Here is a 24,320-nt window from a genome sequence, read left to right as displayed (position 1 = left end):
AGTCCTACCGCGTCAAGCATGCCCTCATGAAATAGCCCCGGCCAGGCCCGGCTGGTCTCGAACCTGACGCCGATTGGTCCACCCCAACGCCACTCTGCCGCGGGTCAGTGCGAGGAAACGACCCCAAAAACCGACCGCCGCAGGCACCGTGATCAATTGGCCGGAAACGGTGCTGAAGTGGCCGGTTAATTAGCGATCAAATGGCCGGGTTCGAGTTGACAAAACACACGATGCCAGAAAGATCTCCACAGAGCCGATCGTGCCTGCCCGCAGCTGGTTGAACGCCAGCGAGTTATCCGAGAGCACCTCCTGGGGCGCCCCGTTCGCGGCGATGGCCCGTTCGAGCACGTCCTTGGCGTCGGCACTGTTCTCATGACGCGAATACGCGTCGGTACCCACGTCATATCCGCTGGCGTCGTCGAGCAGTTGATACACAGTAACGGTCTGCCCAGCAGCCAGCCGGTACTCGAACGCGTCCAGTTGCCACAACGACATCACCGTCGCGCGCACGAACGGGATATATGACGACTTCGGTCGCTTCCTCGGCGACGCGTCCACCTGCCCGGCGCTGGCCAGCAGACGCGCAATCGTCGCCACCGACGGCACCTTCCCTCCCGGGAACCCGTCGTCCATGGCCGCTTCGTAGTAGACCGAGCGGGGACCATAATCCCAGCCATCACCCTTGAGCCGTTTGCGGATCTTCACCAGCTCATTCACCACCACCTGCCCATACAGCCGGGCTGGGACCTTCGGGGCTCGAGAGCGTGGGTGCAATGCAGCAGCCGCCTCGTGGGCAGCTCGACCTCGGACCTTGTAGAACACGCTCCGAGAGATCTTCAGCGAGCGGCAGAAATCGGTAATCGATAGCGCGTGCGGCTGGGTCGGGTCGTAGTTCATGATCGCGGCACGAGTCTGTGGGGAAAGAGAATTCGTCATCCCCCGACTATCACCGCCGTCAGTGTCTCCGATGCTGTGAGATATCGTGTCCACGATGTCATGAGATCGCGTGTCCACGATGCATTGAGACAGGACAGTCCGGCGAGTTGGTAGCACGTTTCCGGGAACACGGTAGCGCTGGCGGGCGGTGGACTGCTCTGCTGTGAAAGGACAACGCAGAAGGCGTTGTCGTTTCATTGTTAAGGGCGGGTCATGGCGGAGTATCGGAAAATATTGGGGCTGTTGCTTGAAGGGCGGAGTTACCGCGAAGTCGTAGAGGTCGCGGGGTGCTCGCATCGCGACGTGGCCCGGGTTCGGCAGGAGGTCCAGGACCGCGGTCTCAGCTCGGCGGTCGGGATCACCGACACTGAGCTCGCGGAATGGTTCCCCGATGGGCGCCGGAGAGTGTCGGCTGAGTATGACCAGCCCGACTTGTCGCGGGTGCTGGCGTCGATGAAAGCGAACCGGCACTTCACGTTGCTGTTGGCGTGGCGTCGTTACGTCGACACCAAAGACGCGGGGAAGAAGTATGGGTATTCGCAGTTCTGCGCCTTGTTCACGGACTACCTCCGCACCCACGATCTGGTGGCGGTGCTCCGCCATGAGCCGGGCCGGGCGATGCTGGTGGACTGGGCCGGCGACACGATGGACGTCGTCGACACGATCACCGGCGAGGTGGTCCGGGCAATCTTGTTCGTCGCGGTGTTGCCGTTCTCGGGGCTGATGTTCTGCCGCGCTTACGCAGATATGAAGTCCCCGGCCTGGCTCGACGCCCACGTTCAAGCGTTCGCGTTCTTCCGCGGCGTTCCCCAGATCGTCGTGCCGGACAACCCGACGACCTCGACCCACCAAACCCACAAGGGCGACGCGGAACGGGTCGTCAACGCGAGATATCAGCAGCTCGCCGATCACTACCAATGCGCAATCGTCCCAGCACGCGTTAAGCGGCCGCGAGACTATCCCGAGGATTCTGTTATCCCGAGTTTCAGTCGCGGGGCCTGTGCTTTGGCGGCCTGATTGACTATTTCCGCGGGATAACGGCAGCCTGTTTACGCTGGCTCATCTCTAACGATTTTCACTGGAGGTGAGCCAGAGATGAGTGTTTGTATCAGCGATGTGATCGTGCAGGCTGACGCGGCAATTGGTCCGCTCGGACATGCGCCGTCGACGACGATGCAATACCGGTGGTCCGCTCCTACAAAACCGCGCTGAACGCGCTGCTCGACTATCTTCGCCAGTCGCAGCACCTTGCCCTGGCCGAGGTCAGCTTCGAAGTAATCAACCGCTCCACCATCACTGCCTTTCTCACCTGGCTGCTGGAGACGCAGCATCTTGGTGCCTCCTCCACTAACCAGCGCCTGGCGGCAATCAAGTCGTTCCTGTCGTATTGCGCCGGCGAGGATCCAGCGCTTGTGTCGATCTGGCTCGAAGTCACCCAGGTTAAACCCGCCCGCACCCGGACCCGGGCCCCGGACGGGCTGAGCATGCCCTCCGTCGACGCGCTCATCCGCGCCCCCGGACAAGACACCAGCCGCGGCCGCCGGGACACCACCCTCATCCTGCTCACCTTCGACGCCGCAGCACGGATCCAGGAAATCTTGAACCTGTCTCCGGCCGATATCGACACCACGATCGGCGCCGCCCGGGTGACGCTCACCAGCAAAGGACGCAAAAGCAGAACCGTCCCCCTCATGGACAAAACCGCCCGCCACCTCGACCAATACCTGGGCGAGTTCCATCTCGGCACGACGGATTCTGCTGCTCTATTGTTCTTCACTGTCCGGGCAGATCGTCGGCACCAGATGAGCCAGGACAATATCTCCTACCTGCTCAACAAACACGCCACCGCAGCACGGCAACAGTGTTTGGAAGTCCCGGAAAAGATTCATGCCCACCAGCTTCGGCACGCCCGCGCGATGCAGATGCTGCGCGCCGGAGTTCCCCTGCCTCACATCAAGGAGTTCCTGGGCCACGCGAATATTGCGACCACGAGCATCTACGCGTCGGCCGATAACCAGATGGTTCGCGAAGCCATCCAAAAAGCCGGAAGCGCCACACCCGAGCTCGCACCGCTCTGGACGGGAGGCGACGACCTGATCCTGCAGCTCGCTGGGCTGAAGTGATTATCCCGAGGAAATGAGCTCTCAGGCCGCCAAAGCACAGACCTCACGACCGAAACTCGGGATAACAGAATCCTCGGGATAGTCTTTTTTATCCCGAATTCGGGATAAGCGCGACAAGGCTGCAGCCGAAAACGCGGTGAACGTCGTGAACAAACGCGTCATCGGCTACCTCGATGACGACGTCTTCACGACGCTGAGCGAGTTGAATGCTGCGATCGAGGAACGGGTGCGAGAGATCAACCACGACATCCGCCGCGCCGACGACACGACCCGGTGGGAGAGGTTCGACACCGAGGAGCGGGAGCTGCTGGGCCCGTTGCCGGATGCCGGATTCGAGGACGTCTCCTGGAAGGAGCTGAAGGCAGCCCGGAACTACCACGTCACCGCGGACACGCAACGCTATTCGGTGCCGTTCGCGCTGGCGGGCAAGCTGCTGCGGGTTCGGGTGACGTCGTCCCGGGTGACGGTCTTCGATGGGAATGAGATGCTCTGCGAACACCCTCGGCTGACGGGCCGGAAGGGCCAGTACTCGACTCTGCCGGAGCATGTTCCACCGCAGCACCGGGATATCGACGGGCTGTGGTCCCGGCGGTGGTTCACTGACCGGGCGCGGAGCGCCGGGCCGGCAACAGTGACGGTGATCGAGCAGATCCTCGACGGCCAGGTGATTGAGGCGCAGGGCTACCTGTCCTGCCAGAACATCCTGGACGGGCGGGGCAAAAACAATCGGGAACGGTTGGAGGCGGCCTGCCAAGAGCTCGTGAACCGCCGCGCCCATCCGACCTATTCGACACTGAAACGGTTGATGGCGGCGATCGACAGTGATGCGAAGAAGCCCCGGCCGGTGGTCCCGGCGGCCTCGACCCGCAAACGCGTCAGCACCGTCGTTTTCCGCGACACCATGCCAGACGTCTATGTTCGCGACGCGTCCCACTACGCACGCGACGAGGAGGGAAAGTGATGTTCACCAGCATCGATTACGACAAGTTCCGGGCCCTTCGCGTGACCCATGTTGCGACACGACTGGAGGAACTCATCCAGGACGAAGCCAACGACACCCTCACCCCCGAGCAGCTGTTCCTCACCGCCGTCGATGACGAAGACTGGAATCCCGGTCGCTATCGTGAAATCAGCGTGACGGGCCATTTTGGTGCCGCGATCCCACGTCAGCGTTCGGCGCATGGGAGCAGGCAGCTTGTTGAAGGTTTCGATGAGTGCCGCGATCACGGTTTCGCTTTTCGCGCCGTGTGGGAACGGGACGGCGATCAGGATGCGACTGTGCCGTTCGACCAAGGTCACGATGTGGGACGTGCCGTAGCGCCCGACGATCATGTCGCCCTCCCAATGGCCAGGTGTCTTGCGGTCGTTCGCCTCGGCGGGACGGTCCTTCAGGGGCACAAGGCCCGGTATCCGTGACTTCTTCCCGCCGGAGGCAACACGCCGTTGCGGATGGCGGCGCAAGCGCCGAGTCCTGAGCTTGGCGGTCAATTCCACTTTCAGACCGGGCTGGGCTTGCACAAAGAGCGAGGTGTAGATCGTCTCGTGAGACACCCGCATCGCCGAGTCGTCCGGGAACTCCGCGATTAGGCGCTTCGAGATCTGTTGGGGAGACCAGCAGACCTTGAGTTTGGATTCCACGTGCTCGCGCAGACGATCATCCGAAGCGAGTTTCCCGAGTCGAGGCCGCCGGCTCCGGGCCTCGGCGAGACGTTCAGCATGAGCGGCACGGTAACCATTTTTCACAGACAGGCCGTCGACCTCGATATCCCGCCAGTGCAGCGGACTTTCGAAGCGACGCGCCCGACGCACGTGCCGTAAAAAACGCCATCCGCTGCTCCGGTGGCTTTGGTTTCCGTCCCATTTCACTCCTCCCAAGAAGCAGATTAGGAGGTCACCGGAACCACACCCTTGCATTGACCGCTTGAAACTGTCGCCGACTGAAAATAGGGCCACCAACCACTATGGAAGGTGATCAAATTGGACGATTGGGCAGAGATTCGCCACCTGCATTCGACTGACAGACCCCAACCCGGTCGCTCTCGCTGCGACCGGGAGCCAGCTGCTGGTTGAAGGCGTCGGGAGAGGTAAAGGCGCGCCCCGACATGAAGCGGCTGCGGAAGAAGCGATTCATCCGCTCGACCATGCCCTTGGACTCGGGTTCGCGGGCCTTGAGCAACTTGATCTGCGTGCCGAGAGTACCGACGAACGCGGCGGCCGGTCCGGTGAGTTTCCCGCACGAGATGCTGGTGTCGTTATCCCAAGTCATCCGGGCGGGAACGGCCTCGGCCTCCTGCATCAACGACCACATCCCGCCCAGCAGATCCGGCGACGTCCATGAGGGCAACATGCTGGCCTGGATGAATCCGGAAAACGTCGACGTCATCACTAATACCGGCGGTGCAGCGGTCTGGTCATGGCCCACCGGCAGGTCTTCGTGCGGGAACCAGAGATCACATTGGATTTTCAGCGCCAACGGCGTACTTTTCAACGAGCGTCGACAAATTCAATTGAAAGCTCCTCTTCTCGCAACACGTCGTTCAAGTCGGGATCAGTAAGCGCCGTCTCTGATCAGGACAGCCCTCGCTGTTCGCCAGAGGATGATCAGGTCACCGGTGATCGACCAATTCTCTACGTAGTAGAGGTCGAGACGGACACTGTCTTCCCATGACAGGTTCGAGCGCCCACTTACTTGCCATAGTCCGGTGATACCCGGCTTCACAAGAAACCTTCTGTGTACATGAATCTCGTATTGGTCCACTTCAATCTCAAGCGGAGGGCGAGGCCCAACGAGTGACATCTTGCCCGCCAAGACATTGAAGAGTTGAGGAAGCTCATCGAGACTGAAGCGTCGAAGATAGCCACCGATGAGAGTCACGCGCGGGTCGCCTTTTAGCTTGAACAACACCGAGTTGCCCTCTGACTCCTGCTGTTCACGCAGCTTTTCGAGCCCAGATTCGGCCCCCACGACCATAGACCGGAATTTGAACATAATAAAATGATTTCCGTTGATTCCGACTCGCTCCTGTCGGAATAGAACTGGACCACTCCGGCATAGACCGATGACCGCACTAATAAGGATAAGCAACGGGGATACAGCAACTATTAATAGGCCAGATCCGATTAGATCGAAGGCGCGTTTTGCAAACTGAGTGAGCCCTTCATAACGTGGCGTCTCAACATGAATGAGCGGTAACCCCGCCACTGGTCGCGTGTGTATTCGTGGACCCCCGATGTCTGTGAGGCTCGGTGCGACTACGAGGTGATGTTTCCCTGGTTCAAGGCTCCAGCTAAGTTCTCGCATCCGGATCGGAGACAGTTCAGCGCTGCTAGTGACCACGACGGTGTCCGCGTCAACCGCGCCCAGCGCCGCTTGCAAACTGTCGATATCGCCGAGGACCGGAATTTGCGTGTCAGGGAGAAAATCACCAGGAAATCCGTTTGGAACGCACACCCCAACAACGAGGTAGCCGGCTCCGGGTAGGCGCGAAAGTTCGCGGTTGACTCGTGACGCCGAAATTCTCGACCCAACTAGGAGAACCCGGGAGGTGAACCGACCGCGAAGCCGTTGTACGACCAGCCATTGACGCCAAATCCAACGAGAGAATACCAGCACAATGAGCCCCATAGGGAACGCGATGAGGATGTATCCTCGCGCCACATCGATATGGAAGAGATACGCCACTATCGCCAAGAGTCCGAATAGTCGGAGAGATGAGTTGGCAATGAGCTTGTATTCGTCGGGGCCGGTGCCGAGCACACGATAGCCGCGGCTACCGTAGACGCCGAGCATGGTCATCCAGCTCGCTATGAGGATCACGGACACCGCGGTGTAGTTGAGACCGAGGCCCATTGTGCTGCCGCGAAACGCGAGATCTGCCGTGTCGAGCCCGAACCACAGGATCTGAACCCCGAAGACGACCCAGATGAGCACGAGTAGGTCGGTGATTGCGAGGCGGCCCGCGTAGATGTCCCGCCAGTCACGGCTGGTCGTTTTGCGATCGACGGGTGGTGCCGTTGATGCTGCGTTCTCGTTCATTTTCCCCCTGCGGCGATTCGGGCACCGTGTATCCCGCTGCAACGATTTGCTCGGGTCCTCGTTAATGAAGCGACTACTTCCAGGTGGCGCCGCCATCGGAAGAGCGGCCCAGGGCGTCGCCCGCCCAGAGCCACAGAGTACCTGAGGCTCCCGACAGTGCGACGTTGCCCGGCAGGGACTGGGCCGGGGCAGGTGTCGGGTAGCAACCTGACACGGCGGATTCAAGGGAAGGCTTGAGGGTGAGCACCTGCACGCCGGCGCACCCTTTGCGACCGACCGCGGCGGCGAGATAGCCCGTGGTGGTGTCGGTGAGGGTGACCGCGCCGGGCAGGGTGACGGGCGAGGACCAAGTTGCGGCGGCATCCGTCGTAGCGAAAGCGCGACCGTCGGCGCAGAGGGCGGCCGCGTTCTTGCCGTCGCGCACGGCCAGGGTGATCACGGCGTCACAGGGGGCCTTCTCGGCGCCGACGGGGCTGTGCACGGTGGCACGGTCGGCAGGGTTGACGTACCAGGTGCCGGCGAGCTTGTCGGGGTAGGCCGAGTAGTTGTCGCCGGAGACGAAGGTCTTCACGAACTGGGGGGCGCAGTCCTGCTTGGCGAGGCCGACGAACTCCACGGTGCTCTCGCTCGTGGCGGAGAGGCGCTGCAGCGCGGTGACCTTGGTGGGGCCGGAGGCGTCGGTCTTCTTCCACGTGGCGCCGGAGTCGGTGGTGAGCTCGGGGGTCGCCGCGACCGTGGGGCAGGCACCGGTCTGGGCGCGCCAGGCGGTCTTGGCGTCGACGGCACCGAGGAGCCGAGTGGGCGGCACCGGGAGGAGGGTGCTCGCGGCCGGAGTGGAGGTCGACGTGGCCGTCGCGACCGGCGTCGGGGTTGACGCCGTGGTTCCGGCCGGCGTTGGCTGCACGCTCGAGGCCCCGAAGGTGGGAAGCGGGGCGGCCGTCTCGGCTGTCGCGGTGGACCGGTTGGAACCGAGAGCCAGCACGATCAGCAGAACATCGACGGCCACGAAGGCGACAACACCGACGTACACCCCGGTGCGACGGCGGGAGGTGTCGCGGGGAACGTGGCGGATCGGGCGGGCCATGGGCTACCGCCTCATTTCGGCGGCGGCCAGGGCGGCGGTGATCTGGGTGACGGCCTGGTCGATCGAGTGCGCCACGCGGGCGTAAATCTCTTCGGACTGGCGGTACGGATCTTCAATGTCGTCATCAGCGGCAGTGTGCGGCGGCGGGGTCAGGCCCTTGGTCGTCGATACTTCGGCAAGGTACGTGGTGATCGCTTCTGGTCCAGCGCTCGGCGTCGGCGGGATGGCGTCGACCAGGCGGGCGAACTGGGTGAGCGTGTAGGCGTAGCGGGCGGCCCGCGGGTGCAGCGAGACCACCTCGCTGCGGTGCTCGCGGGTGGCTGTGAGCACCAGGTCGGCCGACTCGATCAGTTCCCGGGTGAGCTGGGTGGCAGCGTGGGCCTGCGGGGCAGCGCCGTAGCGGATTGCGAGGCCCGCGGCCTCCGGCGTCATCGGGTAGCCGACCAGGGCCCGGGTTCCGGCGCTCGTGACGATGGCGGACACGCCCGCCTCGGTCAGGCGGGCCTGCAGCAGCTGCTCGGCCAGCGGAGAGCGGCAGATGTTGCCCGTGCACACGACAAGCACCGAGAGGGGGAGAGCGACCACCGTCACACCCGCGCTTTGGGCTTCAGGAAGGAGCGGTGCGCGGCGGCGGCCGGGGCTTCGGGCACTGTTTCGTCGCCGTAGCCGTAGCCGTAGCCGTAGCGGCCGTAACCGTAGGCATCCGGGCCCTTGGTCGGCAGCATCGTGAGCACGAGGCCGGAGACCGTGGCGCCCACGTTGTCCAGGGCCGCGAGCGCACCCTTGAGCTGGCCCTTCTGCGTGCGGCCGGACGCGACCACGACGATGGCGCCGCCGACGCTCTTGGCCAGGATGGCGGCATCCGTCACCGGCAGCAGCGGCGGGGAGTCGAAGATGACCACGTCGAAGGCTTTGTTGAACTCGGCGACGAAGTAGGACATGCGGGCGGAGCCGAGCAGCTCGCTCGGGTTGGGCGGCACGTGGCCGGCCGGCAGTACGAAGAGCTTGGCCTTGCCCCAGGGCTGGATGATGTCCTTCATCTCGGCGCGGCCCACCAGCAGGTCGGTGAGGCCGACGGTGCCGTCGATGCCCATGTAGTCGGCGAGCTTGGGGCGGCGCAGGTCGGCGTCGACGAGCAGAACGCTCGCGCCCGAGTCGGCGAGGGCGATGGCGAGGTTGGCGCCCGTGGTGCTCTTGCCCTCGCTCTCGATGGAGGAGGTGATCACGAAGCTGCGGTCCGTGCGGCCCACGTCGAGGAACTGCAGGTTGGTGCGCAGCGTGCGAAAGCTCTCGGCCCGCGGGCTGCGCGGGTCGACGTGCACGATGAGCGGGCGGTCCTGCGCCTTCGGGTCGAAGACGATGCCGCCGAGGATGGCGGCGTCGGTGACGCTCTCCACGTCGCGTTCGTTGCGGATTCGGGTGTCGAGGGTCTCCCGGAGCACGGCCACGCCCACACCGAGCGCGAGGCCGACCAGGGCGCCGAGCGCGATGTTGAGCGGAACGTTGGGGCTCACCGGGATGGAGGGCACGGTGGCGTCCTGCGCGCGGGTGAGCTTGACCGGGGAGACGGCGCCTGCGGCAGTGGGGGTCTCGATCTCCTGCACCACGGCGGTCAGGCTCTGCGAGGTGGCGTTGGCGATGTTGGCGGCGCGCACCGGGTCGGTGTCGAGCACGGTGATCTCGATGATCGAGGTGTCCAGCGGGGCGGATGCCGTGATCTTTTTGGCGAGCTCGTCGGCCGGGATGCCGAGACCCAGGGTTCCGATCACGGGCAGGAGCACGATCGGCGCGCTGACCAGGTCGGAGTACGTCTTGACGCGCTGCACGGTGAAGCTGCTGCCCTGCACGAGGTCGGCTGCCGTGCCGGCGGACTGCGTGGAGACGAAGACCTTCGCGACGGCACTGTACTTGGGGGTCTGCAGGATCGAGTACGTGGAGGCTGCGGCGACCGCAACGAGCGCGAGGAGCAGGATCATCACCCAGCTCTTGCGCAGAATGCGAATGTAGTCGCGAAGTTCCACGCGGCGGCCTCTCCCTAAGTGCACAGCAAGGCCCGTTGATTGTGCCCCCCAGACATGTTCTCACAGGTTGGGGGTGTGCTGTCACGCTTGGATCGGGCCGGGGGCATCCATTTACGGCGGTAGGCTGACGGGATGGGCCCGAATTTTGTATACAACGCGGCAGATCGGGAGTTGCCTCCCCTCCCCTGCGCTGCGACGGCCCGCACCTGACCCCACCCCAGACGACCAGCTAATGGACGATTCAGGGGGAAATCGTACAAGGCGGCCAGCCGAGTTTCTGGGCAGGTTCTTCCGGGTCGAACTGATGGTCACATTCCATCCGGGGATGTTCGACAATCCTCGTCTGGCCGGGCTGCTGCTCGGCAGCCTGACGACGATGGCCGCCCTCGTGATGTTCGTCTATGTCAAAACACCGGAAGAAGGCATGGCCCCGCACGCGGGCCTGTTTGTCATCATCGCGAGCGTCTCGCTCCTGGTGGGCCTGCTGTCGATTCTCTTGCGCCGCCTCTTCAACCAAACCGTGCGCACGATCGTGCTCACGTTCGTGCTGGTCGACACCGCCGTCAGCGTGTACCTGACCGACGCCACGTCCTCGGCCCTTGCGATGAGCACCTGGATCCTTGTGATCCTCGCACTGTGCTATGTTCCTGCCGATCATGCAATCGCTGCCGTTCGCGGTCGGCGGCACGGGGCTCGTCGTCGTCGCGCTGTTCGTGCACCCCGGGATGCGCGGAATCGACCTGCTGCTAATCATCCCGGCGGCGATCATCGCGAACTTCGGCCTGCACTGGCTCGTCACGAGCGCGCTCAAGTCGGAGACCGACGACCTGACCCGGCTCGGCAACCGCATTTTCTTCGAGCGCATCCTGAACGACCACGTGCGCAACGCCCGCGCCGATTCGGTGGGCACGGTCGTGCTCATGGACCTGGACCACTTCACCGTCACCAATGAGGTGCGCCAGCGCGTGAACGGCGACCGGGTGCTGATCGAGTTCGCTGCGCACTGCGTGCAGCTCGGCGGCCCGGACTCGGGCATGGTCGTCGCTCGCACCAGCGGCGACGAGTTCGCGGTGCTGCTGCCGGGCCTGGCGGCTCTCGAGGCCGAGGCCGCCGTGCAGCGCATGCGCGCGGATGTCCACGGCTTCTCCGAGGGAATCGCCAGCCACGAACCGGGAGAATCGGCCTCGGGCCTGCGGACACGCGTGACCGAGGCGCTCTCGAGTGCGAAGCGGAGTGGGCGCGGCACCAGTCGGATCCACGGCGGCCACTATGCGACGGCGACGGCGGTCGGGCAGGCGATCGCGAACGGCGAGTTCAACCTCGTGTTCCAGCCCATCGTCGACCTGCGCACCCGGCGGGCGGTGGGTGCGGAGGCACTGCTGCGCTGGACGCACCCGACCCGCGGCGCGATCTCGCCGGTCGAGTTCATCCCGCTGTGCGAGGCCAGTGGAGCGATGCCGCGGCTCGGTGATTGGATCGTGCAAACCGCCGTTTCGATCGCTTCCTCGTGGAACATGCCGGTCGACCCGGGCTCGCCGCCGTTCTACGTGAGCGTGAATGCCTCCGGCATCGAACTCGGCGACCCGCACTACGCCGATCGGCTGCTCGCCCTGTGCGACAGCGCCTCCCTGCCGATCGGGGCGCTCAAGATCGAACTCACCGAGAGCGACTACGTCGTGGAGTACGGCGCCGTGCACGCGAACATGGCCCAACTGCAGACGTCGGGCATCCCGATCATGATCGACGACTTCGGCACCGGCTCCTCGAACCTGGAACGACTGAGCGAGGTGCGCGCGAACGTGCTGAAGATCGACCGCCGCTTCATCTCGGGCATCGGCTGCGCCGCCGACGACGCCCCGCTCGTGCAGTCGATTCTCGGTCTCGCCCGCGGGCTCGCGAGCAGCGTCATCGCCGAGGGTGTCGAAACGGATGTGCAGGCCGACTGGCTCGACGAACACGAGTGCCGCTTTGCGCAGGGGTATCTGTTCTCCCGGCCCGTGGCATCCGCCGATCTCGCCGCGGTCTGCGCGGGACTGCGCTCGCGCTCGCGCGCGCGCACGTGAGACACGATAGTTTGAGTGCATGACCCAGGCCACGCCCGCCACTCCCCCGGCCCGGCGCGTGCGCTGGGGCCTCGACGACGCGGCCGTCGGCGCGGTCGGGGCGATCCTGCTCGTGCTCGCGGCCGACTGGGCGCTCAGCCACAGCTACCTCACCGACCCGAGGGTGGTCGAGGTGCTCAGCTACCTCGTGGTGTGGGTGCCGCTCCTCGGCTCCGTTCTCGTGGCCTGTTACCTGCGCGGCTCGCGCTCGCTCGCCCGCGACTTCGGGTTGCGCTTCCGCCCGATCGACCTGCTCTGGGGACTCACGATCGGGCTCCTGACCCGGGTCGTGGCCAGCCTCGCCGAGATCGCCGGCTACGGGCGGCTGGGCACCGGGGGCGTCACGCTCGATGCCCCGGCGCACGACGCCTGGTGGATCGTGTTGTCGCTGCTCGCGCCGGTGCTGATCGCTCCCCTGATCGAGGAGTTGTACTTCCGGGGCCTGGTGCTGCGCGCGGTCGCCGCGGCAACGGATGCCCGGCGCCCGGTGGCCCTTGCCCTCGCGGCGGTCGTCAGCGCGCTCGTGTTCGCACTGCTGCACGTGGTCGACGCCCGTTCCGGGACCGCGATTCTCGTGGTCGGGGCCGGGACGGTCGTGTTCGGGCTCGCGGCGGCATCCGTCACGGCGATCACCGGGCGGCTCGGCGGCGCGATGATCGCGCACATCGTGTTCAACGGGCTCGTTGTGGTGCCCGCGCTGCTCGGTTAGCGCCCAGATTCGCCGGCGGCGTGCGCCACACAGCACGTGAGGTGTCGCATATCGACCTTCCCGCACAGCGAACCTCGATATGCGACACCTCACGAAAGGGACAATGTCGCGTGATCGCGAGATGCAGCATCCGCTCGCCTGTGGTGGTGCCGGCGAGCGGATGCTGTCACGGTACTTCTGCGTGACGAGGAGCTACTTCGTGACGAAGGTGTTCAGCTGCTGCGCGACCGCGTCTGCGACCGCGTTCGGGCCGCCGAGGATCACCACTCGGCCGGGCTTGAGCCTGGTGAGCTCGGCCTGGATGACGTCGGGGATGCTGTCGGACGGGACCAGCAACACGGGAGCACCCTTGAGGCCTGCAACCGGGGCTCCTGAAAGGGCGTCCGGGAAGTTGTAGGCGTTGGCGACGTAGACCACGGGAGCTGCCGGGTCGAAGGTGGCCTGGGAGATCGCTGCGGATGTGGCGAACCGGTCAGCTCCCGACACGCGCGTGACCGCTCCTGCCGTGAACGCCTTCAGCGCGGCCGCGGTTGTATCCGAGACCGCGTTCACTCCGCCAAGAACGACGACGCGGCCGGGCTTGAGCCGGATCAGCTCGGCCTGGATCACGTCCGGGATGCCGTTGGAGGGAACCAGCAGCACGGGAGCGCCGTTCTTGCCCGCGACCGAGGCCGCGGACAGGGCGTCGGGGAAGTTGTTTCCGTTCGCGATGTAGGCCACGGGGACCGCCGGGTCGAACGCGGCAGCGGAGATCGCCACGGAGGTGGAGAATCGGTCGGCTCCGGCCGCACGCGTGACGGCTCCTGACGTGTATGCCTGGAGCGCCGCCGTGACAGTGTCGGAGACGGCATTCGCGCCGCCGAGGACGACGATGCGTTTCGGCTTCAGCCGGGCCAGCTCAGCCTGGATCGGAGCGGGAATTCTGTCCGCCGGGACCAGCAGCACGGGCGACTTGTCCTTGCCCGCGACGGGTGCGGTTGAGAGTGCGTCCGGGAAATTAGACCCGTTCGCGATGTAGGCGACCGACACGTCCGGGTCGAACGTGGCTGAGGAGATCGCCGCAGACGTATCGAATCGGTCGGAGCCGGAGAGACGCACGACCGGGGCCGGCGTCGGGCCGGTGTCGGGGTCGCAGTCGGCGTCGGCGTCGGGAAGGCGGCATCGGTCAGCGTAGCGTTGATGCCGGGCCGGTTGGATGCAGCAACGACCGTGACGGGTGTCGCCGAAGCGAGATCGCCCACGTTGTCGAAGTACTGCGGGACGAGACCGGAGTTGCTGTCGTATCCGACGAAGCCGACCTTGTAGGAGCCCGCCATCAACGACCCGATGGAATAGGTTCCGTCAACAGGGGTCGGGCCCCCGGTGATGTAATCACCGCTGGTCGCGGAGCAGACGTCGACGTAGCTCCTCGCGACCTTGGTCACGCCGCCGAAGGTCTGGGTGACGGTTCCGCTGATTGAACTCGCCGCCTGGAGGTTTGCGTCGACGTTGGGGACGGTTGCGTGCGCTGTCACCGCGACCGCAGTGGCGGTGGCGGTGGCGGTGGCGAAATCATTGGCATCCGTGTGCCACTTGGACACGACGGCCGAATCGGTGTTGTAAAACCTAATCTTGTAGCTGCCTGCGGCCAGGCCAATCATCGAGTAGTGACCTGCGGCATCCGTTTCGCCGGAAGATGCCTCGCCCTGGTATTCGAGCGCGGACGTCGCCGTTGCTGAGACTCGCACCCCCGCGAGGGGCTTCGCAGTGCCGTCGATGTTCGACGTCACGGTTCCCGTGATCGTCGAGCCGGTTTCCAAGACGGCATCGATGCCCGGCGTCGTCTGCCCGACACGCACCGCGATCCGCTGCGCGAACGTGAAGTCCGCGGCGTTGCCGGAATACTCATTGGCAAGGCTTGAGTAGAAAGTCTGGAAGTACACCACGTAGTCACCGGAAGGGAGCGAACCGACCGAATAGGTCCCGTCTGCCTTCACGCTGGCCCCCGAGAAGGATGCCTTCCCGTCCGCGGAGTATACGGTCACGTACGCGCTTTGGACCGGTGTGATCACGCCGTCGACGTTCTTCGTCACCGTGCCGGTGATCTTGCCTCCAACCGTCACCTGCGCGTCAACGCCCTGGCGGGCCTGCGCGTTTGCGACCGAGACTACGGTTGCCGCGGCGAAGTCTGGAGAGTCCTGGTACCACTCGGAGATAATGCCACTCTGCCATCCTGAGAAGTTCAGCTTGTACTCCCCAGCCGGCAGTGCGGTCAGGGAATAGTGGCCGGTGGCGTCGGTCTGGACGCTGGTGACCCATGCGTGACTAGCGGTGACGGCATAGACCTGGACGTCCGCACCCGGTGACAGCACCCCACCGGTGTCAATGGTGACGATGCCGCTGATCGAGGCGGTGGCCGGATCGGCCACAGCATTGGCCGGCGCTGCGCCGGCGAGCGTGCCCACAACGAGCAACGCGGTTAAAGTCAGGGCCCCAGCGAAGCTGCGCTCCCGGATTCGACGATAGATGTTCCCCATGACAACTTTCATTTGTTTCAGCGCGCCAGCCAGCATCACTCCCGCTGCGTACGCGCGGAGGTAACCCCCCGTTTAGCCTGAGGCTAAACCGAGCACGACCACGCATGGCCGACGCCACCACACCCCCGGTGGGCAGATCTGTTGGCCATGAGTGGGCATCTTCTACTGGCCGCCAGTGGGCAGATCGGATTGGCCATTGACACACGAACCCAACGCCGACAACGTCGACCGGTGCCGGAGGATCCTGCTAGGCGAGCTCACCCTAGAAGCTGCGCGCGCAGAGATCGAAGCGAAATACCGCCATGAGCCCGCCCCCGCCGACTGATCGCCCAGTGGCTCAGGAGCGTATCTGGGTGGCTGGAACGCCGCGCAGGCACGCGATGAACTCGACCCAGCGGACGCGCCGGCGGATCTTGCGGGCGTCTGGGTAGCGGTTCTTGCTCTCACCCTCATAGTGTGAGCGAAACGCCCAGCCGGGGCTGATGGAGCACATTGTGCAGTTGGCGAGGCTCGGCGAGGTATCAGCGCCGATGAGCAGGCTCCGGCAGTTTTCGCAGTAGGACGGTTCGACATCCTCGGCAGTGAGGGTGCCGATACCATCGATCCACCAGCGCCAATCGGTGGCGTTGTAGGCGGACTTTTTGACAGCAGCCCAGCTGTTGTGGCGCCATGAGCGGATGCGGCCAAGCCGGCGTTCGATGCGGAGGCGGCGTGCGACCCGGCGCGGGTCCGCTCCGTCGTCACCCTCGAACCAGTCCGGCTGGACAGTGCAACGCCAGCATGGCACGCGCAGCGGGCGGCGGCTGCCGCACTCGGTGCAGTAGCCGGGTAGGCGCTGGATAGTCGTTACCGTCGCTGTGAGGTGCCACGTATTTCCGCACAAATAACTGCCGTCGCCGACCTCGAGTGAGACGCGGGAACCAACCTCTACGCGGCCAAGCTGGCGCAGTCGCACCCACCTGCCGTCATAGGCGGCTTGGAAAGCGCCGGCCGCCGGCATGCGGCGCCAGGAAAGTCCAGCGCCGGACTCAAGCTCATGGACCGAGCCGCTCATAGTGGTTACTCGCCATCGCCCAGGCCCGTCCATCACCTGGTGCATTTCCCTTTTGCTCATAGCCACTACATGCGCGGGCCTGTCCGGCGGGCGACGCACCCGCGCATGAACGACGCATGCCACAGCCTCTGCGCGACCAGGACCTCTCACTCCGCCTCGATCTGCTCGCCTGGGAGGAGCCCATGCCGGCGCTTGAGTGGACGAACAACGTCGGGTTCTGGTGGCCGATGACGTCATGGGTGATGCTCGACAACCTCGTGAGGAATGTCGGAAGCGGGCGGGATTGGCGTTACCTAGTGATCCAGGAGGTAGCAGACCCTTTTGCCGCGACAGGTCACGTGTACGCGCAGACGCTCGGATCGCAGGCCGGGCTCGCCGTTGAGATCGGCGAATTCCGGCCTCCGGACAACGAATACCTGTGGCGGCTGGGAACGGTCGGCGGGGCTACGCGGCCAGAGGTGAATGTGCACACGGATCCTCAGATGACGCTCATCGTCCAGCCGAACGAGATACACAAAGTGCCGGTAGCAGTCGGAGCCCTGATCGCGTGGCTTGCCGATCAAGAGGTTTCACCCGGGCTCCAGCGCCAGCGCGTCTACTACTGAGTGATCCCGCGCATGCTGCTGGCATGGGAAACGAACAGCACGGACCGGCGTTCTGGGCATGCGGCGAAGCGACCGGCGGTGAGCTGTGGCTGGGGTCAAGCCCGGGAGTCCTGCTGTCCTCGATCATCCCCGGCTACGGACTGATTTGCCGCGCGGAGACAATCGTCGAGGGCGGCTCGTGGAGCGAGCTGCTCAAAGAACACAGGTTTGATTACGCGTGCGGTCTGGCCAAGGCGGCCCAGCGAAAAGCCCTCGTCGCGGCCAGGGAAGAATTCGGATGGAGCACCATCACAGAAAGCTCCGAGAATCTCGATCGCCTCTATGCCGAAAAATCGTTGGTCCCATCAAGCGCTAGCTGGGCCTCGGTGAACCCGCTGCTGGTCGTCGTTCATCCGATCATGAAAGCGCTCTACTGGGATCCGCCTACTGGTGGTAAATCGCTAATCGTCATCGACCCCAGGGCGGAGATTTCCCTACTGCGCGGAATGCTACTCGTGGGTGCGCTGGACAGTGCCGGCCGGATTGACGCACGCTCTCGCGTAGCGGATCCGTACGACATGTAATACGGCACGCGTTTCTGCCAGATCTTAACCGCGCATGTGTCTGGCATGATTTCCAACAGCACCACCCCAGCCCGCACGCCCGCCGAACGTACCGCCTACATCAAGGCGCTCGTTGACGCATCCCCAGAGTTCACGATCGGACAGATGGACCGCTTAACTGCGCTCCTCAGGCCGGAGCCACTTGCAGCACTCGTGCCTCTCGCCGCGTAGCTCGGCACGCCCTAAGCCTCTCACCCAACCGGTGAGGGGCTATTCTGGGTTTAACACCCGGTCAGATCCCGAAACTACTTGGACCCGCCAGATGTATTTCCGTGACGGAACTCCACGACGTCGCCGTCCTGCATGACGTACTCCTTGCCCTCGATGCGGGCCTTGCCCTTGGCGCGGGCCTCGGCGATGGAGCCTGCGGCGATCAGGTCGTCGAAGGAGAAGACTTCGGCCTTGATGAAGCCCTTCTGGAAGTCGGTGTGGATCACGCCGGCGGCCTGCGGGGCGGTCCAGCCTTTGTGGATCGTCCAGGCGCGGGTCTCCTTGGGGCCCGCGGTCAGGTAGGTCTGCAGGCCGAGGGTGTCGAAGCCGATCCGGGCGAGCTGGTCGAGACCGCTCTCGGCCTGGCCGGTCGAGGCGAGCATCTCCGCGGCGTCGGCCGCGTCGAGCTCACTGAGTTCGGACTCGAGCTTGGCGTCGAGGAACACGGCGTTCGCCGGGGCGACGAGGGCGGCGAGCACGGCGAGCTTCTCAGCGTCCTGCAGCACGGCCTCGTCGACGTTGAACACGTAGATGAATGGCTTCGCGGTGAGGAGGCCGAGTTCGCGGATCGGCTCGATGTCGAGCTTCGCGGAGGACAGCGGCTGGCCGGCGTCGAGCACGGCCTGCGCCTTGAGCGCGGTCTCGAGCACGATCGGGGGCATCTTGCGGCCCTTGACCTCTTTCTCGAAACGGCTGATGGCCTTCTCGAGGGTCTGCAGGTCGGCGAGGATCAGTTCGGTGTTGATGGTCTCCATGTCGCCGGCCGGGTTCACGGCGCCGTCGACGTGCACCACGTCGGGGTCGGCGAATCCGCGGATGACCTGAGCGATCGCATCCGCTTCACGGATGTTCGCGAGGAACTTGTTGCCGAGGCCCTCGCCCTCACTCGCGCCGCGCACGATGCCGGCGATGTCAACGAAGGACACCGGTGCCGGGAGCAGGCGTTCGCTGCCGAAGATCGCGGCGAGCGCGGCGAGCCGGGAGTCCGGCAGGTTCACGATCCCCACGTTCGGCTCGATCGTGGCGAACGGGTAGTTCGCCGCGAGCACGTTGTTCTTGGTCAACGCGTTGAAGAGGGTGGACTTGCCGACATTGGGCAGTCCGACGATTGCAATAGTAAGAGCCACGAGAATCCATCGTACCGGGCGGGCCCCGTCGGGCCTGTCGGTGGGCCGTGAGAGCATGAAGGGGTGCCCCTCAACTTCACCGCGATCGACTTCGAAACCGCCAACTCCTCGAGCGCCTCCGCGTGTTCGGTCGGGCTGGTCAAAGTGCGTGATGGGCTCGTGACCGACCGTGTCGGCTGGTTCATCCAGCCCGCACCCGGCCACGACGAGTTCCTGAAGTGGAACATCAAGATCCACGGCATCTACCCGGCGGATGTCTTCGGCGCCCCGACCTGGGCCCAGCAGCTCCCTGCGCTGGTCGCCTTCGCCGACGGCGACACGCTCGTCGCCCACAACGCCGGTTTCGACCTCGGCGTCATCAAAACCGCCTCAACGGTCGCCGGACTCCCGGTGCCCGACTTCAGCTATGTCTGCAGCCTGCAGGTCGCCCGCCGCACATATCACCTCGACTCCTACCGGCTCCCGGTCGCCGCCATGGCGGCCGGCTTCGAGGACTTCGCCCACCACGACGCCCTCGCCGACGCCGAGGCCTGCGCCGCCATCATCATCCACGCCGCAAAGCGGCACGGTGCGGACACCCTCGAAGACCTGGCCCGCATCACCAAGGTCGGGGTCGGAGCGATCGGACCCGTCGCCATCGCAGCGAAAGCCGCGATCCACGGGCCGATGGCCCTGAGTTAGCTGACGACGAGTTAGCTGAAGAACGAGTTAGCTGAAGAACGAGCGAGCAGAAGAACGAGAGGCACCGCCATCATGGACTCCGAAGACCTGCCCCTGAGCCCCTGGCCCCAGGACATGCAGCTCAACGTCGAAGAATGCTGGCCACCCCTGATCTTCCTGCTCTTCGTGCGCAGCGCCTGGCGGCTTGAGATCGGTTCCGTCCCGAAGCTCGACTCCGAACCGGACCCGGGCACCTCCTGCCGGCCGGTCCACCTCGACCTCGACGCCGCCGTGCAGCGCTGGCTGACCGAGTGGCGGCGAGCCTGGAGCCACTTCGACGCGGCCAAACCGGCCGTCGGCATCCCGGACGAGGAGGTCCAGCGCCTCCTGGACACCCTGACCGACGAGGAGTTGTGGGCGGCGACCTCGACCTCGACCTGGCCGTCCGACTTCTGGAACACCGGAATCGACCAGGAGGCGTGTGAGATGTGGCGCACGACCATGCCGGCGGCGCTCGGCACCCTGCCGGAGAACCGGGTCATCCCGGCGCTCGTCACGGCCTGGCGGGGCGGCCTCACGACGATCATCCAGCTCCCTTACCTCGGATTCTTCGCCCAGCGGATCAACCGGCAGCATCTCGTCGTCTCGCGAACCACCCGGAACGACCCGGAAATGCTCGCGCAGGCGCTCGCGCTCGAGGCCTGACCCGCGACTCTCCCGGGGCCTGCGCGGTGAGTGTCGGTGGCCGCTGGCAGAGTTGGAATATGGATCCCTGGCTCACCCTCCTTCTCGGCATCGCCCTCGGCGCCATGCTCGGCGCCCTCTGCACGGTCATCGTGCTGCAACGCCGCGCCGCCCGGGCCGGCGCGGCCACCTCCGGTGCTGGTACGCACGCCGTCGATCCCGCGGTACTCGCGGCCCGGCACCAGGTCGACCTCGCCGAGCTGCGGTCCGCCGAGGCCAAAGTCTCGGCCATTCTGCGCGAAGAGCTCGCCTCGGTGCAGGCCACAACGGATGCCCTCCGCGAGCAACTCGCCGACGCGCAGCGCCGGGCACGAGAGTTCGACGAACGGCACCGTGAGGAGGCCGCCGCCCGCACCGAACGCGAACAACGGGAGAGCAAGGTGCTCCAGGCCCTCGCCCCGGTGCGGGAAAGCCTGCACGACATGCAGCTCAAGGTCTCGGAGCTCGAGGCCCAGCGCAGTCTGCAGCACGGCGAGCTCAGCCAGCAGCTTCGCAGTGCGACCGAGTCGGAGGAACGGCTGCGCAGCACCGCCGAGTCGCTGGCCTCCGCTTTGCGCGCGAACGACACCCGCGGTGTCTGGGGCGAGACCCAGTTGCGCAGCGTGGTCGAGGCCGCCGGGCTCATCGAGCGAGTCGATTTCGACGTGCAGTCGAGCATCAGCTCCGACGCAGGGTCCGGCCGCCCCGACATGGTCGTGCACCTGCCCGGAGGCAAGAACATCGCCGTCGACGCCAAGGTGCCGTTCACGGCGTTCCTCGAGGCGAGCCAGATCCCGGCGACGGCCACCGGCGCCGAGGGCGCCCGGCGCACGGCACTCCTCGGCGCCCACGTGAAGGCCGTGCGCGACCACATCACCGCCCTCGGCAGCAAGGCGTACTGGCAAGGCCTCGAGGCCTCCCCCGAGATCGTGATCGCGTTCATCCCGAGCGAGTCCCTCGTGTCGTCCGCTCTCGAAGCCGACCCCTCGATCATGGAGTTCGCCTTCTCCAAACGGGTCGCGCTCGCCTCCCCCGTGACGCTCTGGTCGGTGCTCAAGACCGTCGCGTTCACCTGGCAGCAGGATGTCCTGACCCACGACGCGAAACTGCTCTTCGACCTCAGCCGTGAGCTCTACGCCCGGCTGGCCGTCACCGCCACCCACATCGAGAAGCTGGGCCGCTCCATCGAGCGCACCGTCAAGGACTACAACGGGTTCGTCGGGTCGATGGAACGCCAGGTCCTGCCGACGGCGCGTAAGCTCAACGCCCTCGACGAGTCCAAGGTGCTCGCCCCGCTCGCCGGGGTCGAGGAATCGCCGCGCGAACTCGTCGCGTGGGAGTTCGTGACCGAGCTGGAAGCCGCGGGACTGGCCGCGGCCGAACTCGAGGCATCCGCCCAGCGCGCCGACTGACCGGGCGCTGGGCGACACTCGCCGTTCCTGCCGAATGTTTCCCGAAGAACGGGACGGCTCGGCCGGAACGGCGATTCTCGCGTGTCTCGCGTGCGGAGACGCGGGTCAGTGCGCGCCGGTCAGTGTGCGCGGGCTACAGCCACTTGGCGGCGAGGTGGTCGGCCACGACCCGGCGGACCGTGCCGGACTTGCCCCGCATGACGATGCTCTCGGTGCGGATGATCGGACCCTTACGACGCACCCCGTCGACGAGGCCGCCGTCGGTCACGCCGGTCGCGACGAAGAAGGTGTTGTCTCCCGAAACCATGTCGTCGAGATCGAGCACCTTGTCCACGTCAAGGCCGGCCGCAATGGCCCTGGCGCGCTCGGCGTCGTCCTTCGGGGCGAGTCGGCCCTGCATGAAGCCGCCGAGCGCCTTGAGCGCACACGCCGTCGTGATGCCCTCGGGGCTGCCGCCGATACCGACGCACATGTCGATGCGGGTGCCGTACCGGGCGGCGTTGATACCGCCGGCGACATCGCCGTCGGACATGAGCCGGGTGCCGGCTCCCGCGCTCCGGATCGCGTCGATCAGGCCTTCGTGGCGCGGACGGTTGAGCACGGCGACGACCATCTCGCCGATGGGCTTCCCCGTCGCCTGGGACAGCGCGCGCAGGTTGTCGCCGATCGGCTGGTCGAGGTGCACGACGCCGAATCCGGCGGCTCCCGTGACGATCTTGTCCATGTAGAACACCGAGGAGGCGTCGAGCATCGTGCCACGGGACGACACGGCGATCACGGAGAGCGCGTTCTGGCGGCCCTCGGCCGTGAGGCTCGTGCCGTCGATCGGGTCAACCGCGATGTCGCAGGCCGGACCGGTGCCGTTGCCGACGTGCTCTCCATTGAAGAGCATCGGGGCCTTGTCCTTCTCGCCCTCGCCGATGACGATGACTCCGTCGAAGTTGACGGTGCCGAGGAACACTCGCATCGCGTCGACGGCGGCCTTGTCTGCCGCGTTCTTGTCTCCGCGACCGATGAACGGCACCGCGCGAATGGCCGCGGCTTCGGTCGCACGCACCAGCTCCATGGCCAGGTTCCGGTCAGGGTGGGTGAAATTGGGGGCGATTTCGGGGCTGTTCACAGATGGTCCTTCCCGGACGAAGAGTGCGGCAGTGGCGAGGCCCAGCTTTGGGCCGGCGCCGGTCTCCCAGCGCTGCCGTTTAAGAGCCTAGCGCCCGACCAGCGGGAACGGCTGTTGTTTCCCGTCCAGCCATCCAGTCGTCGTCAGTAGGATGGGAAGACCGAAACTGTTCAATCGAGGAGACGCAAAAACATGCCCATCGCAACCCCAGACCAGTATGCAGAGATGCTCGCCAAAGCCAAGACCGAGGGTTTCGCCTACCCGGCGTTCAATGTTTCGTCTTCCCAGAGCATTAATGCCGTCCTGCAGGGCCTGACCGAGGCCGGCTCCGACGGCATCATCCAGGTGACCACCGGTGGCGCCGATTATTTCGCCGGCCACACGGTCAAGAACCGCGCAGCCGGTGCGCTCGCCATGGCCCGCTTCGTGCAGTCCGTCGCCGACAATTACCCCGTTACCGTTGCCCTGCACACGGACCACTGCCCCAAGGGCGCCCTGGACGACTTCGTCCTGCCGCTCATCGCCGCATCCGAAGCCGAAGTGAAGGCCGGACGCAACCCGATCTTCCAGTCGCACATGTGGGACGGTTCCGCCATCCCGCTCGCCGAGAACCTCGTCATCGCGAAGGACATCCTCAAGCGCACCAAGAACATCAACGCGATCCTCGAGGTCGAGATCGGCGCCGTCGGCGGCGAGGAAGACGGTGTCGAGGGCGACATCAACGAAAACCTGTACACGACCCTCGACGACGCCAGCGCCATGGTCGACGCGCTCGGCCTCGGCGAGAACGGCCGCTACATGGCCGCGCTCACCTTCGGCAACGTGCACGGCGTGTACAAGCCCGGCAACGTCAAGCTGCGCCCGGAACTGCTCAAGGAAATCCAGGACGGCCTCGCCGCCAAGTACGGCACCGGCGTGAAGCCGCTCAACCTCGTCTTCCACGGTGGATCGGGATCGACCGCGGCCGAGATCGCCGAAGCCGTCGCCAACGGCGTCGTGAAGATGAACATCGACACCGACACGCAGTACGCATTCACGCGCGCCGTCGCCGGCTACATGCTCAAGAACTACGACGGCGTGCTCAAGATCGACGGCGAAGTCGGAAACAAGAAGCTCTATGACCCGCGTGCCTGGGGCAAGGTCGCCGAGACGGCCATGGCCGCCCGCGTCGTCGAAGCCACCCAGCAGCTCGGCTCCGCCGGACACTCGGAGAGCTAGTCTCCGACCCAATAAAAAGCCGGACCAAGCCGGGGTGGATTCTTCTGAATTCTGTCTCTTAT

The 24,320-nt window shown here is 65.3% G+C and carries 23 protein-coding genes and 2 pseudogenes; 12 read left to right on the top strand and 13 right to left on the bottom strand.

Features of this window, described 5'->3' with window-relative positions; genetic code table 11:
* Positions 1-228 precede the first annotated feature (228 nt).
* Positions 229-936 (bottom strand): annotated as a pseudogene (locus tag QN350_RS13690) (IS481 family transposase); the annotation flags it as partial.
* A 213-nt stretch (positions 937-1,149) separates the two neighbouring features.
* Here QN350_RS13690 and QN350_RS13685 point away from each other — a divergent pair.
* From QN350_RS13685 to QN350_RS13675, 3 genes are all read left to right on the top strand, one after another.
* A complete protein-coding gene (locus QN350_RS13685) occupies positions 1,150-1,953 on the top strand; it encodes a DDE-type integrase/transposase/recombinase (protein WP_323516711.1) in 804 nt (267 codons plus the stop codon).
* 167 nt (positions 1,954-2,120) lie between these two features.
* Complete coding sequence (locus QN350_RS13680) at positions 2,121-3,059, top strand: tyrosine-type recombinase/integrase (protein ID WP_323516709.1); 939 nt, start codon at positions 2,121-2,123, stop codon at positions 3,057-3,059.
* 202 nt (positions 3,060-3,261) lie between these two features.
* Positions 3,262-4,020 carry a Mu transposase domain-containing protein gene (locus QN350_RS13675; protein WP_323516700.1) on the top strand — a complete coding sequence of 253 codons (759 nt, stop codon included), beginning with the start codon at positions 3,262-3,264 and terminating at the stop codon, positions 4,018-4,020.
* On the opposite strand, the gene QN350_RS13670 is transcribed toward QN350_RS13675, so the two are convergent.
* The 7 genes from QN350_RS13670 to QN350_RS13640 all read right to left on the bottom strand — a co-directional run bounded on the left by QN350_RS13670 (position 3,993) and on the right by QN350_RS13640 (position 10,858).
* Entirely contained in the window at positions 3,993-4,925 is a 933-nt protein-coding gene (locus tag QN350_RS13670; protein ID WP_323516696.1) for an IS30 family transposase, read from the bottom strand. The two genes, QN350_RS13675 and QN350_RS13670, sit on opposite strands and share 28 nt — an antisense overlap.
* A gap of 106 nt (positions 4,926-5,031) precedes the next feature.
* Complete coding sequence (locus tag QN350_RS13665; protein ID WP_323516692.1) at positions 5,032-5,532, bottom strand: hypothetical protein; 501 nt, start codon at positions 5,530-5,532, stop codon at positions 5,032-5,034.
* 75 nt (positions 5,533-5,607) lie between these two features.
* A complete protein-coding gene (locus QN350_RS13660; RefSeq protein ID WP_323516687.1) occupies positions 5,608-7,095 on the bottom strand; it encodes a sugar transferase in 1,488 nt (495 codons plus the stop codon).
* Positions 7,096-7,168: 73 nt separating this feature from the next.
* Complete coding sequence (locus QN350_RS13655) at positions 7,169-8,179, bottom strand: hypothetical protein (protein WP_323516680.1); 1,011 nt, start codon at positions 8,177-8,179, stop codon at positions 7,169-7,171.
* Between the two features lie 3 nt (positions 8,180-8,182).
* Positions 8,183-8,770, bottom strand: coding sequence for a low molecular weight phosphatase family protein (locus QN350_RS13650; protein WP_323516676.1), 588 nt, complete (start codon positions 8,768-8,770; stop codon positions 8,183-8,185).
* The gene (locus tag QN350_RS13645; RefSeq protein WP_323516673.1) at positions 8,767-10,200 is read right to left on the bottom strand and encodes a polysaccharide biosynthesis tyrosine autokinase; all 1,434 of its coding nucleotides are present in this window, start codon (positions 10,198-10,200) and stop codon (positions 8,767-8,769) included. Before QN350_RS13645 ends, QN350_RS13650 begins: the two co-directional genes overlap by 4 nt.
* 241 nt (positions 10,201-10,441) lie before the next feature.
* Positions 10,442-10,858, bottom strand: coding sequence for a hypothetical protein (locus QN350_RS13640; protein WP_323516664.1), 417 nt, complete (start codon positions 10,856-10,858; stop codon positions 10,442-10,444).
* On the opposite strand from QN350_RS13640, the gene QN350_RS13635 reads away from it, so the two are divergent.
* Both QN350_RS13635 and QN350_RS13630 read left to right on the top strand, forming a co-directional pair.
* Positions 10,842-12,263 (top strand): bifunctional diguanylate cyclase/phosphodiesterase, encoded by a 1,422-nt coding sequence (locus QN350_RS13635; protein ID WP_323516661.1) that lies wholly within the window; start codon positions 10,842-10,844, stop codon positions 12,261-12,263. The genes QN350_RS13640 and QN350_RS13635 overlap by 17 nt on opposite strands.
* Positions 12,264-12,282: 19 nt before the next feature.
* The gene (locus tag QN350_RS13630; protein WP_323516659.1) at positions 12,283-13,011 is read left to right on the top strand and encodes a CPBP family intramembrane glutamic endopeptidase; all 729 of its coding nucleotides are present in this window, start codon (positions 12,283-12,285) and stop codon (positions 13,009-13,011) included.
* A 192-nt stretch (positions 13,012-13,203) separates the two neighbouring features.
* On the opposite strand, the gene QN350_RS13625 is transcribed toward QN350_RS13630, so the two are convergent.
* The 3 genes and pseudogenes from QN350_RS13625 to QN350_RS13620 all read right to left on the bottom strand — a co-directional run bounded on the left by QN350_RS13625 (position 13,204) and on the right by QN350_RS13620 (position 16,581).
* Positions 13,204-14,109 carry a cell wall-binding repeat-containing protein gene (locus tag QN350_RS13625; RefSeq protein WP_323516657.1) on the bottom strand — a complete coding sequence of 302 codons (906 nt, stop codon included), beginning with the start codon at positions 14,107-14,109 and terminating at the stop codon, positions 13,204-13,206.
* Between the two features lie 1,127 nt (positions 14,110-15,236).
* A pseudogene (locus tag QN350_RS20025) lies at positions 15,237-15,527 on the bottom strand (carboxypeptidase-like regulatory domain-containing protein); the annotation flags it as partial.
* Between the two features lie 337 nt (positions 15,528-15,864).
* Entirely contained in the window at positions 15,865-16,581 is a 717-nt protein-coding gene (locus QN350_RS13620) for a hypothetical protein (protein ID WP_323516655.1), read from the bottom strand.
* A gap of 116 nt (positions 16,582-16,697) precedes the next feature.
* Between QN350_RS13620 and QN350_RS13615 the strand changes: the two genes are divergently transcribed.
* The 3 genes from QN350_RS13615 to QN350_RS13605 are packed head-to-tail and all read left to right on the top strand — an operon-like array spanning position 16,698 to position 17,959.
* Positions 16,698-17,186, top strand: coding sequence for a hypothetical protein (locus QN350_RS13615; protein WP_323516653.1), 489 nt, complete (start codon positions 16,698-16,700; stop codon positions 17,184-17,186).
* Between the two features lie 23 nt (positions 17,187-17,209).
* Positions 17,210-17,749 carry a hypothetical protein gene (locus QN350_RS13610; protein ID WP_323516651.1) on the top strand — a complete coding sequence of 180 codons (540 nt, stop codon included), beginning with the start codon at positions 17,210-17,212 and terminating at the stop codon, positions 17,747-17,749.
* A gap of 45 nt (positions 17,750-17,794) precedes the next feature.
* On the top strand, positions 17,795-17,959 hold the full coding sequence (locus QN350_RS13605) for a hypothetical protein (protein WP_323516649.1): 165 nt from the start codon (positions 17,795-17,797) through the stop codon (positions 17,957-17,959).
* 74 nt (positions 17,960-18,033) lie between these two features.
* On the opposite strand, the gene ychF is transcribed toward QN350_RS13605, so the two are convergent.
* Positions 18,034-19,125 (bottom strand): redox-regulated ATPase YchF, encoded by a 1,092-nt coding sequence (gene ychF / locus QN350_RS13600; protein WP_323516647.1) that lies wholly within the window; start codon positions 19,123-19,125, stop codon positions 18,034-18,036.
* 63 nt (positions 19,126-19,188) lie between these two features.
* On the opposite strand from ychF, the gene QN350_RS13595 reads away from it, so the two are divergent.
* The 3 genes from QN350_RS13595 (at position 19,189) to QN350_RS13585 (ending at position 21,920) form a co-directional block, all read left to right on the top strand.
* A complete protein-coding gene (locus QN350_RS13595; protein WP_322139292.1) occupies positions 19,189-19,806 on the top strand; it encodes an exonuclease domain-containing protein in 618 nt (205 codons plus the stop codon).
* Between the two features lie 72 nt (positions 19,807-19,878).
* Positions 19,879-20,490, top strand: coding sequence for a hypothetical protein (locus QN350_RS13590; protein WP_322139291.1), 612 nt, complete (start codon positions 19,879-19,881; stop codon positions 20,488-20,490).
* A 59-nt stretch (positions 20,491-20,549) separates the two neighbouring features.
* Entirely contained in the window at positions 20,550-21,920 is a 1,371-nt protein-coding gene (locus QN350_RS13585; RefSeq protein WP_323502777.1) for a DNA recombination protein RmuC, read from the top strand.
* Between the two features lie 133 nt (positions 21,921-22,053).
* Here QN350_RS13585 and glpX read toward each other — a convergent pair whose 3' ends face one another.
* Entirely contained in the window at positions 22,054-22,986 is a 933-nt protein-coding gene (glpX, locus tag QN350_RS13580; RefSeq protein WP_134449619.1) for a class II fructose-bisphosphatase, read from the bottom strand.
* A 246-nt stretch (positions 22,987-23,232) separates the two neighbouring features.
* Between glpX and fbaA the strand changes: the two genes are divergently transcribed.
* The gene (gene fbaA / locus QN350_RS13575; RefSeq protein ID WP_322139289.1) at positions 23,233-24,258 is read left to right on the top strand and encodes a class II fructose-bisphosphate aldolase; all 1,026 of its coding nucleotides are present in this window, start codon (positions 23,233-23,235) and stop codon (positions 24,256-24,258) included.
* Positions 24,259-24,320: the final 62 nt, after the last annotated feature.

This window comes from Cryobacterium sp. 10I5 (genome assembly GCF_035019865.1).
Lineage (GTDB): Bacteria > Actinomycetota > Actinomycetes > Actinomycetales > Microbacteriaceae > Cryobacterium > Cryobacterium breve_A.
Note: the sequence above shows the minus strand (reverse complement) of the source record. Positions and strands in the feature narration are given on the sequence as shown.